The organism is Neisseria sp. HMSC075C10 (assembly GCF_001815615.1).
GTDB lineage: Bacteria > Pseudomonadota > Gammaproteobacteria > Burkholderiales > Neisseriaceae > Neisseria > Neisseria subflava_A.
This window is the reverse complement of record NZ_KV821236.1, coordinates 1-16,817: the sequence shown is the minus strand read 5'-3', so window position 1 is coordinate 16,817 and position 16,817 is coordinate 1. Positions and strand designations below refer to the sequence as shown.

The 16,817-nt window shown below is 46.1% G+C and carries 12 protein-coding genes and 1 tRNA gene; all 13 read left to right on the top strand.

The window, feature by feature from the left end:
- The first annotated feature begins 172 nt into the window (after positions 1-172).
- A complete protein-coding gene (gene rpsL, locus HMPREF3047_RS01195; RefSeq protein ID WP_002218431.1) occupies positions 173-544 on the top strand; it encodes a 30S ribosomal protein S12 in 372 nt (123 codons plus the stop codon).
- Between the two features lie 117 nt (positions 545-661).
- A complete protein-coding gene (gene rpsG, locus HMPREF3047_RS01190; RefSeq protein ID WP_002240962.1) occupies positions 662-1,132 on the top strand; it encodes a 30S ribosomal protein S7 in 471 nt (156 codons plus the stop codon).
- Between the two features lie 18 nt (positions 1,133-1,150).
- Complete coding sequence (fusA, locus tag HMPREF3047_RS01185) at positions 1,151-3,256, top strand: elongation factor G (RefSeq protein ID WP_036491326.1); 2,106 nt, start codon at positions 1,151-1,153, stop codon at positions 3,254-3,256.
- Between the two features lie 85 nt (positions 3,257-3,341).
- Positions 3,342-4,526: an elongation factor Tu gene (gene tuf / locus HMPREF3047_RS01180; protein WP_002215366.1), complete on the top strand. Its 1,185-nt coding sequence runs from the start codon at positions 3,342-3,344 to the stop codon at positions 4,524-4,526.
- A 6-nt stretch (positions 4,527-4,532) separates the two neighbouring features.
- Positions 4,533-4,608, top strand: a tRNA-Trp gene (locus HMPREF3047_RS01175).
- Positions 4,609-4,739: 131 nt separating this feature from the next.
- Positions 4,740-5,015 carry a preprotein translocase subunit SecE gene (secE, locus tag HMPREF3047_RS01170; RefSeq protein ID WP_070711970.1) on the top strand — a complete coding sequence of 92 codons (276 nt, stop codon included), beginning with the start codon at positions 4,740-4,742 and terminating at the stop codon, positions 5,013-5,015.
- 2 nt (positions 5,016-5,017) lie between these two features.
- Positions 5,018-5,551 carry a transcription termination/antitermination protein NusG gene (nusG, locus tag HMPREF3047_RS01165; protein WP_070711969.1) on the top strand — a complete coding sequence of 178 codons (534 nt, stop codon included), beginning with the start codon at positions 5,018-5,020 and terminating at the stop codon, positions 5,549-5,551.
- A gap of 104 nt (positions 5,552-5,655) precedes the next feature.
- On the top strand, positions 5,656-6,090 hold the full coding sequence (rplK, locus tag HMPREF3047_RS01160) for a 50S ribosomal protein L11 (protein ID WP_002220151.1): 435 nt from the start codon (positions 5,656-5,658) through the stop codon (positions 6,088-6,090).
- Positions 6,090-6,785 (top strand): 50S ribosomal protein L1, encoded by a 696-nt coding sequence (rplA, locus tag HMPREF3047_RS01155; RefSeq protein ID WP_003677918.1) that lies wholly within the window; start codon positions 6,090-6,092, stop codon positions 6,783-6,785. The genes rplK and rplA overlap by 1 nt, the downstream gene beginning before the upstream one ends.
- Before the next feature lie 223 nt (positions 6,786-7,008).
- Positions 7,009-7,509: a 50S ribosomal protein L10 gene (gene rplJ, locus HMPREF3047_RS01150; RefSeq protein ID WP_070711968.1), complete on the top strand. Its 501-nt coding sequence runs from the start codon at positions 7,009-7,011 to the stop codon at positions 7,507-7,509.
- Positions 7,510-7,567: 58 nt separating this feature from the next.
- Positions 7,568-7,939: a 50S ribosomal protein L7/L12 gene (gene rplL / locus HMPREF3047_RS01145; protein ID WP_070583257.1), complete on the top strand. Its 372-nt coding sequence runs from the start codon at positions 7,568-7,570 to the stop codon at positions 7,937-7,939.
- 189 nt (positions 7,940-8,128) lie between these two features.
- Complete coding sequence (gene rpoB / locus HMPREF3047_RS01140; protein ID WP_070711967.1) at positions 8,129-12,307, top strand: DNA-directed RNA polymerase subunit beta; 4,179 nt, start codon at positions 8,129-8,131, stop codon at positions 12,305-12,307.
- Between the two features lie 156 nt (positions 12,308-12,463).
- Positions 12,464-16,639: a DNA-directed RNA polymerase subunit beta' gene (gene rpoC / locus HMPREF3047_RS01135; RefSeq protein WP_070711966.1), complete on the top strand. Its 4,176-nt coding sequence runs from the start codon at positions 12,464-12,466 to the stop codon at positions 16,637-16,639.
- Positions 16,640-16,817: the final 178 nt, after the last annotated feature.

The following is a 16,817-nucleotide window of genomic DNA, read 5'->3' as shown; positions in this document are numbered from 1 at the left end:
ACAAAGGCCGTCTGAATGTTTCAGACGGCCTTTGTTTCTAAAATTTAGACATAAATTGGAAAACACCAAACTTTATCAGTCATTTGCTTGACTAAACCCTTGCAATAAAAATATAATTCCAATCTTGTCGACATGGTGTCGGCAAGTATTTAACTCAACAGGACGAGAAAATATGCCAACTATTAACCAATTGGTACGCAAAGGCCGTCAAAAGCCTGTGTACGTAAACAAAGTGCCTGCACTGGAAGCTTGCCCGCAAAAACGTGGCGTGTGCACCCGTGTATACACAACTACCCCTAAAAAACCTAACTCTGCATTGCGTAAAGTATGTAAAGTTCGCCTGACCAACGGTTTTGAAGTAATTTCATACATCGGTGGTGAAGGCCACAACCTGCAAGAGCACAGCGTCGTATTGATTCGCGGCGGTCGTGTAAAAGACTTGCCAGGTGTACGTTACCACACTGTACGCGGTTCTTTGGATACTGCAGGTGTTAAAGACCGTAAACAAGCCCGTTCTAAATACGGTGCTAAGCGTCCTAAATAATTATCGGGACTCAAATAGGCACGTCGGCCGCCTAAGCTGAACAACGGCCGAGTAAGTGAATACTCAATTGGGTATTCATGGGAATTGCCCCAACTGAATAGATTAAAGGAAATTAAAATGCCAAGACGTAGAGAAGTCCCTAAGCGCGACGTACTGCCAGATCCTAAATTCGGCAGCGTTGAGCTGACTAAGTTCATGAACGTATTGATGATTGACGGTAAAAAATCTGTTGCAGAACGTATCGTTTACGGTGCGCTGGAACAAATTGAGAAAAAAACCGGCAAAGTAGCAATCGAAGTATTTAACGAAGCCATTGCAAACGCCAAACCTATCGTGGAAGTGAAAAGCCGCCGTGTAGGTGGTGCAAACTACCAAGTTCCTGTTGAAGTTCGTCCTTCACGTCGTCTGGCTTTGGCAATGCGCTGGGTTCGCGACGCGGCCCGTAAACGTGGTGAGAAATCTATGGACCTGCGTTTGGCAGGCGAATTGATTGATGCGGCTGAAGGTCGTGGCGGTGCGTTGAAAAAACGTGAAGAAGTACACCGCATGGCTGAAGCTAACAAAGCATTCTCTCACTTCCGTTTCTAATATCGAAAGGCTAACAAAATGGCTCGTAAGACCCCTATCAGCCTGTATCGCAATATCGGTATTTCTGCCCATATTGACGCGGGTAAAACAACCACAACAGAACGTATTTTGTTCTATACAGGTTTGACTCATAAATTGGGCGAAGTGCATGACGGCGCGGCTACTACCGACTACATGGAACAAGAGCAAGAGCGTGGTATTACCATTACTTCTGCTGCTGTGACTTCTTATTGGTCCGGTATGGCGAAACAGTTCCCTGAGCACCGTTTCAACATCATCGACACCCCGGGACACGTTGACTTTACCGTAGAGGTAGAGCGTTCTATGCGTGTATTGGACGGCGCAGTAATGGTTTACTGTGCAGTAGGCGGTGTTCAACCTCAATCTGAAACCGTATGGCGTCAAGCTAATAAATACCAAGTACCTCGCTTGGCATTTGTAAACAAAATGGACCGTCAAGGTGCCAACTTCTTCCGCGTTGTTGAGCAAATGAAAACCCGTTTGCGCGCAAACCCAGTACCTATCGTGATTCCGGTTGGTGCGGAAGACAGCTTCAGCGGTGTTGTTGACCTGTTGAAAATGAAATCCATTATTTGGAATGAAGCCGATAAAGGTACAACCTTTACCTATGGCGATATTCCTGCTGAATTGGTTGAGACTGCTGAAGAATGGCGTCAAAACATGATTGAAGCTGCAGCAGAAGCCAGCGAAGAATTGATGGATAAATACTTGGGCGGTGATGAGCTGACTGAAGAAGAAATCGTAGGCGCATTGCGTCAACGTACTTTGGCTGGTGAAATTCAACCAATGTTGTGCGGTTCAGCATTTAAAAACAAAGGTGTTCAACGTATGTTGGATGCAGTTGTAGAATTGCTGCCTGCTCCTACCGACATTCCTCCAGTTCAAGGTGTTAACCCTAACACTGAAGAAGCCGACAGCCGTCAAGCCAGCGATGAAGAGAAATTCTCTGCATTGGCGTTCAAAATGTTGAACGATAAATACGTTGGTCAGTTGACTTTTATCCGCGTTTACTCTGGTGTTGTGAAATCCGGTGATACCGTATTGAACTCAGTAAAAGGTACTCGCGAACGTATCGGTCGTCTGGTGCAAATGACTGCTGCAGACCGTACTGAAATTGAAGAAGTACGCGCTGGTGATATTGCAGCTGCGATCGGTCTTAAAGACGTTACCACTGGTGAAACCCTGTGTGCTGAAAGCGCACCAATCATCTTGGAACGCATGGAATTCCCTGAGCCGGTAATTCACATTGCTGTTGAACCAAAAACCAAAGCCGACCAAGAGAAAATGGGTATCGCCCTGAACCGTCTGGCGAAAGAAGACCCTTCTTTCCGCGTTCGTACAGACGAAGAATCCGGTCAAACCATTATTTCCGGTATGGGTGAATTGCACTTGGAAATTATTGTTGATCGTATGAAACGCGAATTCGGTGTGGAAGCTAACATTGGTGCGCCTCAAGTTGCATACCGTGAAACTATCCGCAAAGAAGTTGAAGCTGAATACAAACACGCTAAACAATCCGGTGGTAAAGGTCAATACGGTCACGTTGTGATCAAAATGGAACCTATGGAGCCGGGTGGTGCAGGTTACGAATTTATCGACGAAATTAAAGGTGGTGTGATTCCTCGCGAATTCATTCCGTCTGTCGATAAAGGTATCCGCGATACCCTGCCTAACGGTATCGTTGCAGGTTACCCAGTAGTTGACGTACGCGTACGTTTGATCTTCGGTTCTTCACACGACGTTGACTCCTCTCAACTGGCGTTCGAATTGGCTGCTTCTCAAGCCTTTAAAGAAGGTATGCGTAAAGCCAATCCTGCTCTGCTTGAGCCAATCATGGCAGTTGAAGTGGAAACCCCTGAAGAATACATGGGTGACGTAATGGGCGACTTGAACCGTCGTCGTGGCGTTGTATTGGGTATGGATGATGACGGTATCGGCGGTAAAAAAGTCCGTGCCGAAGTACCTCTGGCAGAAATGTTCGGTTACTCAACCGACCTGCGTTCTGCAACCCAAGGTCGCGCTACTTACTCCATGGAGTTCAAAAAATACGCTGAAGCTCCTGCTCACGTAGCTGCTGCTGTAACTGAAGCCCGCAAAGGCTAATCAGAAAAGACCGTCTGAAACTGAAAATAAATTTTCAGACGGCCATTGTTCTTTAATCGATCTTTATATGTAAAGGAATTAGCTCATGGCTAAGGAAAAATTTGAACGTAGCAAACCGCACGTAAACGTTGGCACCATCGGTCACGTTGACCATGGTAAAACCACTCTGACTGCTGCTTTGACTACTATTTTGGCTAAAAAATTCGGTGGCGCTGCAAAAGCTTACGACCAAATCGACAACGCTCCTGAAGAAAAAGCTCGTGGTATTACCATTAATACCTCACACGTAGAATACGAAACTGAAACCCGTCACTACGCACACGTAGACTGCCCGGGCCACGCCGACTACGTTAAAAACATGATTACCGGTGCTGCCCAAATGGACGGCGCGATCTTGGTATGTTCTGCCGCTGACGGTCCTATGCCTCAAACTCGCGAACACATCCTGTTGGCTCGCCAAGTAGGTGTACCTTACATCATCGTATTCATGAACAAATGCGACATGGTTGACGATGCCGAGCTGTTGGAACTGGTTGAAATGGAAATCCGTGACTTGTTGTCAAGCTACGACTTCCCTGGCGACGACTGCCCAATCGTACAAGGTTCTGCACTGAAAGCTTTGGAAGGTGATGCTGCTTACGAAGAAAAAATCTTCGAATTGGCTGCTGCCTTGGACAGCTACATCCCAACACCTGAGCGTGCTGTGGACAAACCTTTCTTGTTGCCTATCGAAGACGTATTCTCTATCTCCGGCCGTGGTACAGTAGTAACCGGTCGTGTAGAGCGCGGTATCATCCACGTTGGTGACGAGATCGAAATCGTAGGTTTGAAAGAAACCCAAAAAACCACTTGCACCGGCGTTGAAATGTTCCGCAAACTGCTGGACGAAGGTCAAGCGGGTGACAACGTAGGCGTATTGCTGCGTGGTACTAAACGTGAAGACGTAGAGCGTGGTCAAGTATTGGCTAAACCAGGTACTATCACTCCTCACACCAAATTCAAAGCAGAAGTATACGTACTGAGCAAAGAAGAGGGTGGTCGTCACACTCCATTCTTCGCTAACTACCGTCCACAATTCTACTTCCGTACTACTGACGTAACTGGTGCAGTTACTTTGGAAGAAGGCGTAGAAATGGTAATGCCGGGTGAGAACGTAACCATTACTGTAGAACTGATTGCGCCTATTGCTATGGAAGAAGGTCTGCGCTTTGCGATTCGCGAAGGTGGTCGTACCGTAGGTGCGGGTGTGGTTTCTTCTGTAATCGCTTAAGTTTAGAGGCCAATAGCTCAATTGGTAGAGTATCGGTCTCCAAAACCGAGGGTTGGGGGTTCGAGACCCTCTTGGCCTGCCAAATAAAAAATTAACCGGCCTTGTGCCGGTTAATTTTTTTGTACTTAAGTTTTAAGATTATTTGGAATTAATTAATGGATCAATGCCACTATCTAAAATGAAGGCGGGTGGGGTATTGATAAGTGAGTAAAGATGACAGAACATCCGTCTGGACGCAAAGAAGACCATCAGAAAAAGGAAGTCGTGGTAAGTCATAAGCCGGCTCCTGAAAAGAAAGAAGGTCTGTTTGCATATTTTAAGAGCTCTTGGACTGAGTTTAAGAAGGTAGTTTGGCCAAGTCGTGATGAAGCGGTCAAAATGACTGTATTCGTGATTATCTTCGTTGCAGTTTTAGCAGCCTTCATTTATGCGGCAGATACAATTATTTCATGGTTGTTTTTTGATGTTTTATTAAATAGGAAAGGGTAAAGATGTCAAAGCGTTGGTATGTGGTACAGGCCTATTCCGGTTTCGAGAAAAATGTTCAAAAAACATTGAGAGAGCGTATTGCTCGTGAAAACATGGAAGAATATTTCGGTCAGATTCTCGTTCCTGTAGAGGAAGTGGTAGATATCAAGAATGGCCGAAAAACCATCAGTGAGCGTAAATTCTATCCAGGCTATGTGTTGGTTGAAATGGAAATGACCGATGATTCATGGCATTTGGTTAAGAGTACCCCTCGAGTAAATGGCTTTGTAGGTGGTAGCGGAAATCGTCCAATCCCAATTTCTCAAAAAGATGCAGATGCTATTTTGCAACAAGCCAAAACAGGTGTTGAGAAGCCAAAACCAAAAGTTGAATTCGAAGTGGGTCAGCAGGTTCGTGTGAATGAAGGTCCATTTGCTGATTTCAATGGAATTGTTGATGAAGTTAACTACGAGCGTAATAGACTGCGTGTTTCAGTTCAAATTTTTGGTCGGGAAACACCGGTTGAATTAGAGTTCGGTCAGGTTGAAAAGATTTAAGTGGTTTAATTCGCTTGAAAATTTTTTTTTAAGCAGATATAATCGCAAATTCTGTTTGGGAAGCGGAATGGTTCCGCGTTATACCCGTTTTTAGGAGTCCTTAAGTGGCAAAGAAAATTATCGGCTACATCAAACTGCAAATTCCTGCAGGTAAAGCCAATCCATCTCCCCCAGTTGGTCCTGCTTTGGGTCAGCGTGGTTTGAACATCATGGAATTCTGTAAAGCATTTAATGCTGCAACCCAAGGTATGGAACCTGGTTTGCCAATTCCAGTCGTGATTACTGCATTTGCAGATAAATCATTTACATTTGTGATGAAAACTCCACCAGCTTCTATCTTGTTGAAAAAAGCTGCTGGTCTGCAAAAAGGTAGTTCTAATCCTCTGACTAACAAAGTGGGTAAATTGACCCGCGCTCAGTTGGAAGAAATTGCTAAAACTAAAGAGCCTGATTTGACTGCTGCTGACTTGGATGCGGCTGTTCGTACTATCGCAGGTTCTGCTCGCTCAATGGGCTTGGACGTGGAGGGTGTTGTATAATGGCTAAAGTATCTAAACGCTTGAAAGCTCTGCGCTCTTCTGTTGAAGCTAACAAACTGTACGCAATCGACGAAGCAATTGCTTTGGTTAAAAAAGCTGCTACTGCTAAATTTGACGAGTCTGTTGATGTATCTTTCAACTTGGGCGTTGATCCTCGTAAATCTGACCAAGTTATCCGTGGTTCAGTCGTTCTGCCTAAAGGTACCGGTAAAACAACTCGCGTAGCTGTATTTACTCAAGGTGCAAATGCAGATGCTGCTAAAGAAGCTGGTGCAGATATTGTCGGTTTTGAAGATCTGGCCGCTGAAATCAAAGCTGGTAACCTGAACTTTGACGTTGTTATTGCTTCTCCTGATGCAATGCGTATCGTTGGTCAATTGGGTACCATCTTGGGTCCTCGTGGTTTGATGCCAAACCCTAAAGTAGGTACTGTTACTCCTAACGTTGCTGAAGCAGTTAAAAATGCAAAAGCAGGTCAAGTACAATACCGTACAGATAAAGCCGGTATCGTTCATGCAACTATCGGTCGTGCTTCTTTCGCTGAAGCTGACTTGAAAGAAAACTTCAATGCGCTGCTGGATGCTATCGTTAAAGCCAAACCTGCTGCTGCAAAAGGCCAGTACCTGAAAAAAGTTGCTGTATCCAGCACTATGGGTTTGGGTGTTCGCGTTGATACTGCAAGCGTGAACAACTAAGAAATTTTCAGGTGATCCGGTTTTCTGGATTACCTGAATTTGGGCTACTTAAAATTAAGTAGATGTCCAAGACCGTAGGGATCGTAAGATTTAATCGTAACTGCCCTACGCAGACGGTAGTCCTGAAACACATTGCAAGATTGCTTGTAAGATGTCTTTTTAGGTTACCGCGCTGGTGGGATATCATTTCGGTATCCTGTTTATAAACAGTGGGAGGTAGACCTTGAGTCTCAATATTGAAACCAAGAAAGTGGCCGTAGAGGAAATTAGCGCAGCAATTGCTAACGCTCAAACTCTCGTAGTCGCTGAATATCGCGGTATCAGTGTTTCCAGCATGACTGAGCTTCGTGCAAATGCACGTAAAGAAGGCGTTTACTTGCGCGTTCTGAAAAATACTCTGGCTCGTCGTGCAGTAGAGGGTACTTCATTCGCAGATTTGGCCGATCAAATGGTTGGTCCATTGGTTTATGCTGCTTCTGAAGATGCTGTTGCTGCTGCTAAAGTGCTGCACCAATTCGCGAAAAAAGATGACAAAATTATCATTAAAGCCGGTTCTTACAATGGCGAAGTAATGGATGCTGCTCAGGTTGCTGAGTTGGCTTCTATTCCAAGCCGCGAAGAGCTGTTGTCCAAACTGTTGTTCGTTATGCAAGCTCCTGTATCAGGCTTTGCACGTGGTTTGGCTGCTTTGGCAGAGAAAAAAGCTGGCGAAGAAGCCGCTTAATCGATTTTGTTTCATTTAATCAATTATTTTTTAATACAATATTTGGAGTATAAATAGCATGGCTATTACTAAAGAAGACATTTTGGAAGCCGTTGGTTCTTTGACCGTAATGGAATTGAACGACCTGGTTAAAGCTTTTGAAGAAAAATTTGGTGTTTCTGCTGCTGCAGTTGCAGTTGCAGGCCCTGCAGGTGCTGGTGCAGCTGCTGCTGAAGAAAAAACTGAATTTGACGTAGTATTGGCTTCTGCCGGTGATCAAAAAGTTGGCGTGATTAAAGTTGTCCGCGCTCTCACTGGCTTGGGTCTGAAAGAAGCTAAAGACATCGTTGACGGTGCACCTAAAACTCTGAAAGAAGGTGTTTCTAAAGCTGAAGCTGAAGACATCCAAAAACAACTGGAAGAAGCCGGCGCTAAAGTCGAAATCAAATAATTTGATGCTTCCTATGAAGGCTGGCAGTTTTCTGCCAGCCTTATTTTACTTCTTAAAATAAGCATCAGGCATTGTTTACATTTATTTGCATAGCCTTTATAAAATCATTGCAAATAAATGTAAATATCAGATTGATGCATGCCGTTGTTTCAGACGGCCTATTATTTAAAATTGCTTTTCGGAGTGTATATGAGCTATTCGTTTACCGAGAAAAAACGTATCCGTAAGAGTTTTGCAAAGCGAGAGAATGTCTTAGATGTTCCTTTCCTGCTGGCAACCCAAATTGATTCTTATGCGAAATTTTTGCAGCTGGAAAATGCTTTTGACCAACGTACTGATGATGGTCTGCAAGCGGCATTTAATTCTATTTTCCCGATTGTGAGCCATAATGGTTATGCGCGCTTGGAGTTTGTGCATTACACATTGGGCGAGCCTTTGTTCGATATTCCTGAATGCCAATTGCGCGGCATTACTTATGCGGCCCCATTGCGTGCTCGTATCCGTTTGGTGATTTTGGATAAAGAAGCATCTAAGCCGACAGTAAAAGAAGTTCGTGAAAACGAAGTGTATATGGGCGAAATCCCATTGATGACGCCAAGTGGCTCTTTTGTTATCAATGGTACTGAGCGTGTGATTGTTTCCCAGCTGCACCGTTCTCCTGGCGTGTTCTTTGAGCATGACCGTGGTAAAACACATTCTTCCGGTAAGTTGTTGTTCTCTGCTCGTATTATTCCTTACCGTGGTTCATGGTTGGATTTCGAATTTGATCCAAAAGATTTGCTGTATTTCCGTATCGACCGTCGCCGTAAAATGCCGGTTACGATTTTGTTGAAAGCTTTAGGCTACAACAATGAACAAATTTTGGATATTTTCTACGACAAAGAAACTTTCTATTTGTCTTCAAACGGTGTTCAAACTGATCTGGTTGCAGGCCGTCTGAAAGGTGAAACTGCCAAAGTTGATATCTTGGATAAAGAAGGCAATGTACTGGTCGCCAAAGGTAAACGCATTACTGCGAAAAATATCCGTGATATTACCAATGCAGGCTTGACTCGTCTGGATGTAGAGCCAGAAAGCCTGTTGGGTAAAGCATTGGCTGCTGACCTGATTGATCCGGAAACTGGCGAAGTATTGGCTTCTGCTAACGATGAAATTACAGAAGAACTGTTGGCCAAGCTTGATATCCATGGCGTAAAAGAAATTACGACCCTTTATATCAATGAATTGGATCAAGGCGGCTACATCTCCAGCACTCTGCGTACAGACGAAACTGCTGATCAGCAAGCTGCACGCGTAGCGATTTATCGCATGATGCGTCCTGGCGAACCGCCTACCGAAGAAGCTGTTGAGCAGCTCTTCAACCGCTTGTTCTTCAGTGAAGACAGCTATGATTTGTCTCGCGTAGGCCGTATGAAATTTAATACGCGCACATACGAGCAAAAACTGTCTGAAGCACAACAAAACTCTTGGTATGGCCGTTTGTTGAATGAAACTTTGGCCGGTACAGCTGAAAAAGGCGGTTACGTTCTGAGCGTTGAAGACATTGTTGCTTCTATTGCGACATTGGTTGAACTGCGTAATGGTCATGGCGAAGTAGACGATATCGACCACTTGGGCAATCGTCGTGTTCGTTCTGTGGGTGAGTTGACTGAAAACCAATTCCGCAGCGGTTTGGCTCGTGTAGAACGTGCAGTTAAAGAGCGTTTGAACCAAGCAGAATCTGAGAACTTGATGCCGCATGACTTGATCAATGCAAAACCTGTTTCTGCCGCGATTAAAGAATTCTTCGGCTCTAGCCAATTGAGCCAATTTATGGATCAGACTAACCCATTGTCTGAAGTAACCCATAAGCGCCGTGTATCTGCATTGGGCCCGGGCGGTTTGACTCGTGAACGTGCAGGCTTTGAGGTGCGAGACGTACATCCGACCCACTATGGCCGTGTATGTCCTATTGAAACACCTGAGGGTCCAAACATTGGTTTGATCAACTCATTGTCCGTTTATGCGCGTACCAATGATTATGGCTTCTTGGAAACGCCTTACCGTCGTGTTGTCGATGGCAAAGTAACTGAAGAAATCGATTACTTGTCTGCTATCGAAGAAGGTCGTTATGTGATTGCACAGGCGAATGCCGATTTGGACAAAGACGGTAATTTGATTGGCGACTTGGTTACTTGTCGTGAAAAAGGCGAAACTATTATGGCAACGCCTGACCGCGTTCAATATATGGACGTGGCAACCGGTCAAGTGGTATCCGTTGCAGCATCTTTGATTCCATTCTTGGAACATGATGACGCGAACCGTGCATTGATGGGTGCCAACATGCAACGTCAGGCCGTACCGTGCCTGCGTCCTGAAAAACCAATGGTTGGTACCGGTATCGAACGCTCTGTTGCCGTTGACTCTGCAACTGCAATCGTTGCCCGCCGCGGCGGTGTGGTTGAGTATGTAGATGCCAACCGCGTCGTAGTTCGTGTTCATGATGATGAAGCGACTGCCGGTGAAGTGGGTGTCGATATTTACAACTTGGTTAAATTCACCCGTTCCAACCAGTCTACCAACATCAACCAACGTCCGGCCGTAAAAGCAGGCGATGTGTTGCAACGTGGTGACTTGGTGGCCGACGGTGCATCTACCGACTTGGGCGAGTTGGCTTTGGGTCAAAACATGACCATCGCCTTCATGCCATGGAACGGTTACAACTACGAAGACTCGATTCTGATTTCAGAAAAAGTGGCTGCGGACGATCGTTATACTTCGATTCACATTGAAGAACTGAACGTTGTTGCACGTGACACTAAACTGGGTGCGGAAGACATTACCCGCGATATTCCGAACTTGTCTGAGCGTATGCAAAGCCGTTTGGATGAATCCGGTATCGTATATATCGGTGCAGAAGTAGAAGCCGGTGACGTCTTGGTAGGTAAAGTAACGCCTAAAGGCGAAACCCAACTGACTCCTGAAGAAAAACTGCTGCGTGCCATTTTCGGTGAAAAAGCATCTGACGTAAAAGATACTTCATTGCGTATGCCTACTGGCATGAGCGGTACCGTTATCGACGTTCAAGTCTTTACTCGTGAAGGTATCCAACGCGACAAACGTGCTCAATCCATTATTGATTCTGAATTGAAACGTTACCGTCAAGATTTGGGCGATCAATTGCGTATTTTCGATAATGACGCATTCGACCGTATCGAGCGTATGATTGTTGGTCAAAAAGCCAATGGTGGTCCGATGAAGCTGGCTAAAGGCAGTGAAATCACTACCGAATATCTGGCAAGCCTGTCCAGCAAACATGATTGGTTTGACATCCGTCTGGCTGACGAAGATTTGGCCAAACAGTTGGAACTGATTAAATTGAGCCTGCAACAAAAACGTGAAGAAGCGGATGAGTTGTATGAGATCAAGAAGAAAAAACTGACCCAAGGCGACGAGCTGCAACCGGGCGTACAAAAAATGGTGAAAGTATTTATCGCCATCAAACGCCGTCTGCAAGCCGGTGACAAAATGGCGGGTCGCCACGGTAACAAAGGTGTGGTATCACGCATTCTGCCGGTGGAAGATATGCCTTACATGGCTGACGGCCGTCCAGTAGACATCGTACTGAACCCATTGGGCGTACCTTCCCGTATGAACATCGGTCAGATTTTGGAAGTTCACTTGGGTTGGGCGGCAAAAGGTATCGGCGAACGCATCGACCGTATGCTGAAAGAGCAACGCAAAGCCAGCGAGCTGCGTGAATTCTTGAACAAGCTCTACAACGGTAGCGGTAAGAAAGAAGATTTGGACAGCCTGACAGATGAGGAAATCATCGAATTGGCTTCCAACCTGCGTAAAGGCGCATCTTTCGCCTCTCCTGTATTCGACGGTGCAAAAGAGTCTGAAATCCGCGAAATGTTGAACTTGGCTTACCCAAGTGAAGATCCTGAGGTTGAGAAACTGGGCTTCAACGATAGTAAAACTCAAATTACGCTGTATGACGGCCGTTCAGGTGAAGCATTTGACCGCAAGGTTACAGTCGGTGTGATGCACTATCTGAAACTGCACCACTTGGTTGACGAAAAAATGCATGCCCGCTCTACCGGTCCATACAGTTTGGTTACCCAGCAGCCTCTGGGTGGTAAAGCTCAGTTCGGTGGCCAACGTTTCGGTGAGATGGAGGTTTGGGCATTGGAAGCATACGGTGCGGCATATACGCTGCAAGAGATGCTGACTGTGAAGTCTGACGACGTGAACGGCCGTACCAAAATGTACGAGAACATCGTCAAAGGCGAACACAAAATCGATGCCGGTATGCCTGAATCCTTCAACGTATTGGTTAAAGAGATTCGCTCACTGGGCTTGGATATCGATTTGGAACGTTACTAAACAGAAGTTTTCAGACGGCCTTTTAAGGTCGTCTGAAAAAGCGGTTTCAGAATAAGAATGAAGCAATCGGCATTTAGGCCGTCTGAAATCAAAAGTACCGTTTCCCAATATCGAAAATCCGCCATGCGGTAAAAATACTTCCTTCAAGGAGCAAAAATGAATTTGTTGAACTTATTTAATCCGTTGCAAACTGCCGGCATGGAAGAAGAGTTTGATGCCATCAAAATCGGTATTGCCTCTCCCGAAACCATCCGCTCATGGTCTTATGGCGAAGTTAAAAAACCTGAAACCATCAACTACCGTACGTTCAAACCTGAGCGCGACGGTTTGTTCTGCGCCAAAATCTTTGGCCCGGTCAAAGATTATGAATGTTTGTGCGGTAAATACAAACGCTTGAAATTTAAAGGCGTAACCTGTGAAAAATGTGGCGTAGAAGTGACCTTGTCTAAAGTACGCCGCGAACGCATGGGCCACATTGAATTGGCTGCACCAGTTGCCCACATTTGGTTCTTGAAATCCCTGCCTTCCCGCTTGGGTATGGTACTGGACATGACTTTGCGCGATATCGAACGCGTATTGTACTTTGAAGCATTTGTGGTAACCGATCCCGGCATGACTCCGCTGCAACGTCGTCAATTGCTGACAGAAGACGATTACTACAACAAATTGGACGAATACGGCGACGACTTCGATGCCAAAATGGGTGCAGAAGGTATCCGCGAATTGCTGCGTACCTTGGATGTAGCAGGCGAAATCGAAATCCTGCGTCAAGAGCTGGAATCTACCGGCTCTGACACCAAAATTAAAAAAATCGCTAAACGTTTGAAAGTATTGGAAGCCTTCCACCGTTCCGGTATGAAACTGGAATGGATGATTATGGATGTGCTGCCGGTATTGCCACCTGATTTGCGTCCGTTGGTTCCATTGGATGGCGGTCGTTTTGCCACTTCCGATTTGAACGATTTGTATCGTCGCGTTATTAACCGTAACAACCGTCTGAAACGTCTGTTGGAACTGCATGCTCCTGACATCATCGTTCGTAACGAAAAACGTATGTTGCAAGAAGCAGTTGACTCCCTGTTGGATAATGGCCGTCGCGGTAAAGCCATGACCGGTGCCAACAAACGTCCGCTGAAATCATTGGCTGACATGATTAAAGGTAAAGGCGGCCGCTTCCGTCAAAACCTGCTGGGTAAGCGTGTGGACTACTCCGGTCGTTCAGTGATTACCGTAGGCCCATACCTGCGTCTGCACCAATGTGGTCTGCCGAAAAAAATGGCGTTGGAGTTGTTCAAACCATTCATTTTCCATAAATTGGAAAAACAAGGTTTGGCTTCTACCGTTAAAGCTGCGAAAAAACTGGTAGAACAAGAAGTACCTGAAGTATGGGATATCTTGGAAGAAGTAATCCGCGAACATCCGATTATGCTGAACCGTGCGCCAACCCTGCACCGTTTGGGTATTCAAGCGTTCGAACCTATCCTGATTGAAGGTAAAGCGATTCAGTTGCACCCATTGGTGTGTGCCGCATTTAACGCCGACTTTGACGGTGACCAAATGGCTGTACACGTTCCATTGAGCTTGGAAGCACAAATGGAGGCACGCACGCTGATGCTGGCTTCAAACAACGTATTGTCTCCAGCCAACGGCGAACCAATCATCGTACCTTCTCAAGATATCGTATTGGGTCTGTACTACATGACCCGCGACCGTATCAATGCCAAAGGCGAAGGCAGCCTGTTTGCCGATGTGAAAGAAGTGCATCGTGCATACCATACCAAACAGGTTGAACTGGGTACGAAAATTACCGTACGTCTGCGCGAATGGGTGAAAAACGAAGCAGGTGAGTTTGAGCCTGTCGTTAACCGTTACGAAACAACCGTCGGCCGTGCATTGTTGAGCGAAATCTTGCCTAAAGGCCTGCCGTTCGAGTACATTAACAAAGCGCTGAAGAAAAAAGAAATTTCTAAACTGATTAACGCATCATTCCGTCTGTGCGGCCTGCGTGAAACTGTTATTTTCGCCGACCACCTGATGTATACCGGTTTCGGTTTTGCGGCTAAAGGCGGTATTTCCATTGCGGTTGACGATATGGAAATACCGAAAGAAAAAGCAGCCTTGCTGGCCGAGGCTAATGCCGAAGTTAAAGAAATCGAAGACCAATACCGTCAAGGTTTGGTAACCAATGGTGAACGTTACAACAAAGTAGTCGATATTTGGGGACGTGCCGGCGATAAGATCGCTAAAGCGATGATGGACAACCTGTCTAAACAAAAAGTTATCGACCGTGACGGCAACGAAGTTGATCAAGAGTCCTTCAACTCTATTTACATGATGGCCGACTCTGGTGCCCGTGGTTCTGCGGCTCAGATTAAACAGTTGTCCGGTATGCGTGGTTTGATGGCCAAACCTGACGGCTCTATTATCGAAACGCCGATTACCTCTAACTTCCGCGAAGGTTTGACCGTATTGCAATACTTTATTGCTACCCACGGTGCGCGTAAAGGTTTGGCGGATACCGCGTTGAAAACGGCAAACTCTGGTTACCTGACCCGTCGTCTGGTAGACGTAACTCAAGACTTGGTCGTTGTTGAAGATGATTGCGGTACTTCAGACGGCTTTGTCATGAAAGCAGTAGTACAAGGCGGTGATGTAATTGAAGCTTTGCGTGAGCGTATTTTGGGTCGCGTTACTGCTTCTGATGTTGTCGATCCTTCAACTGGCGAGACTTTGGTTGAAGCCGGTACATTGTTGACCGAGAAACTGGTAGATATGATCGACCAATCCGGTGTCGATGAAGTCAAAGTCCGTACGCCAATTACTTGTAAAACCCGTCATGGTTTGTGTGCACACTGTTATGGCCGCGACTTGGCGCGCGGTAAACTGGTTAACGCTGGTGAAGCTGTAGGTGTAATTGCTGCACAATCTATTGGTGAGCCAGGTACTCAGCTGACCATGCGTACGTTCCACATCGGTGGTGCGGCATCTCGTGCGGCAGCAGCCAGCCAAGTGGAAGCCAAATCCAATGGTACAGCTCGTTTCAGCAGCCAAATGCGTTACGTTGCCAACAACAAAGGCGAATTGGTTGTCATTGGCCGCTCTTGTGAAGTAGTGATTCACGACGATATCGGTCGCGAACGTGAACGTCACAAAGTACCTTACGGTGCAATCCTGCTGGTACAAGACGGCGAAGCCATTAAAGCCGGTCAAACTTTGGCAACTTGGGATCCGCATACCCGTCCGATGATTACCGAACACGCAGGTATGGTGAAATTCGAGAACGTGGAAGAGGGTGTTACCGTTGCGAAACAAACTGACGATGTAACCGGTTTGTCTACTCTGGTAGTGATTGACGGCAAACGTCGTTCTTCTAGTGCTTCTAAACTGTTGCGTCCGACTGTCAAACTGTTGGATGAAAATGGTCTGGAAATTTGCATTCCTGGTACGACTACCCCAGTTTCTATGGCATTCCCGGTCGGTGCGGTGATTACCATCCGTGAAGGTCAGGAAGTCGGTAAGGGTGATGTGTTGGCGCGTATTCCACAAGCGTCTTCTAAAACCCGCGATATTACCGGTGGTCTGCCACGCGTAGCCGAATTGTTTGAAGCACGCGTGCCGAAAGATGCCGGCATGTTGGCTGAAATTACCGGTACCGTTTCCTTCGGTAAAGAAACCAAAGGTAAACAGCGCCTGATTATTACCGACGTAGACGGTGTAGCATACGAAACCCTGATTTCTAAAGAGAAACAGATTTTGGTACACGACGGTCAAGTGGTAAACCGCGGTGAAACCATCGTGGACGGTGCTGTAGATCCACATGACATTCTGCGTCTGCAAGGTATCGAAGCATTGGCTCGCTACATTGTCCAAGAGGTACAAGAGGTTTACCGCCTACAAGGTGTGAAGATTTCCGATAAACACATCGAAGTCATCATCCGCCAAATGCTGCGTCGAGTGAACATTGTTGATTCCGGTGATACAGAGTTCATTACTGGCGAACAAGTTGAGCGTGGCGATGTGATGCTTGCCAATGAAAAAGCCATGGCTGAAGACAAAGAGCCGGCACGTTACGAAAACGTGTTGCTGGGTATTACCAAAGCCTCCTTGTCTACAGACAGTTTCATTTCTGCGGCATCGTTCCAAGAAACAACCCGCGTCTTGACAGAGGCCGCTATTATGGGCAAACAAGACGAACTGCGCGGTTTGAAAGAGAACGTGATTGTCGGTCGTTTGATTCCTGCCGGTACAGGTTTGACCTACCACCGCAGCCGCCATCAACAATGGCAGCAAGCCGATCAAGAAGTTTCTGAAACCGAAGCTTCAGACGAATAATCCCGAGCGATTATTGTGAAAATAAAACCGCAAGCCAGTCTTGCGGTTTTATTTTTTAGAGGACTTAAAAGAGGGTAGAGATTAAGGCCGTCTGAATAAATAAGGAAAGCAATGGAGAAAAAATAAGTAGAGAACCATATTTAAAATGACAAAGGCCGTCTGAATGTTTCAGACGGCC

Excerpts from the sequence above, each read along its gene's own strand:
- rpsL (WP_002218431.1), top strand. The coding sequence starts at position 173 with ATGCCAACTATTAACCAATTGGTACGCAAAGGCCGTCAAAAGCCTGTG.
- rpsG (WP_002240962.1), top strand. The coding sequence starts at position 662 with ATGCCAAGACGTAGAGAAGTCCCTAAGCGCGACGTACTGCCAGATCCT.
- fusA (WP_036491326.1), top strand. The coding sequence starts at position 1,151 with ATGGCTCGTAAGACCCCTATCAGCCTGTATCGCAATATCGGTATTTCT.
- tuf (WP_002215366.1), top strand. The coding sequence starts at position 3,342 with ATGGCTAAGGAAAAATTTGAACGTAGCAAACCGCACGTAAACGTTGGC.
- secE (WP_070711970.1), top strand. The coding sequence starts at position 4,740 with ATGACAGAACATCCGTCTGGACGCAAAGAAGACCATCAGAAAAAGGAA.
- nusG (WP_070711969.1), top strand. The coding sequence starts at position 5,018 with ATGTCAAAGCGTTGGTATGTGGTACAGGCCTATTCCGGTTTCGAGAAA.
- rplA (WP_003677918.1), top strand. The coding sequence starts at position 6,090 with ATGGCTAAAGTATCTAAACGCTTGAAAGCTCTGCGCTCTTCTGTTGAA.
- rplL (WP_070583257.1), top strand. The coding sequence starts at position 7,568 with ATGGCTATTACTAAAGAAGACATTTTGGAAGCCGTTGGTTCTTTGACC.
- rpoB (WP_070711967.1), top strand. The coding sequence starts at position 8,129 with ATGAGCTATTCGTTTACCGAGAAAAAACGTATCCGTAAGAGTTTTGCA.
- rpoC (WP_070711966.1), top strand. The coding sequence starts at position 12,464 with ATGAATTTGTTGAACTTATTTAATCCGTTGCAAACTGCCGGCATGGAA.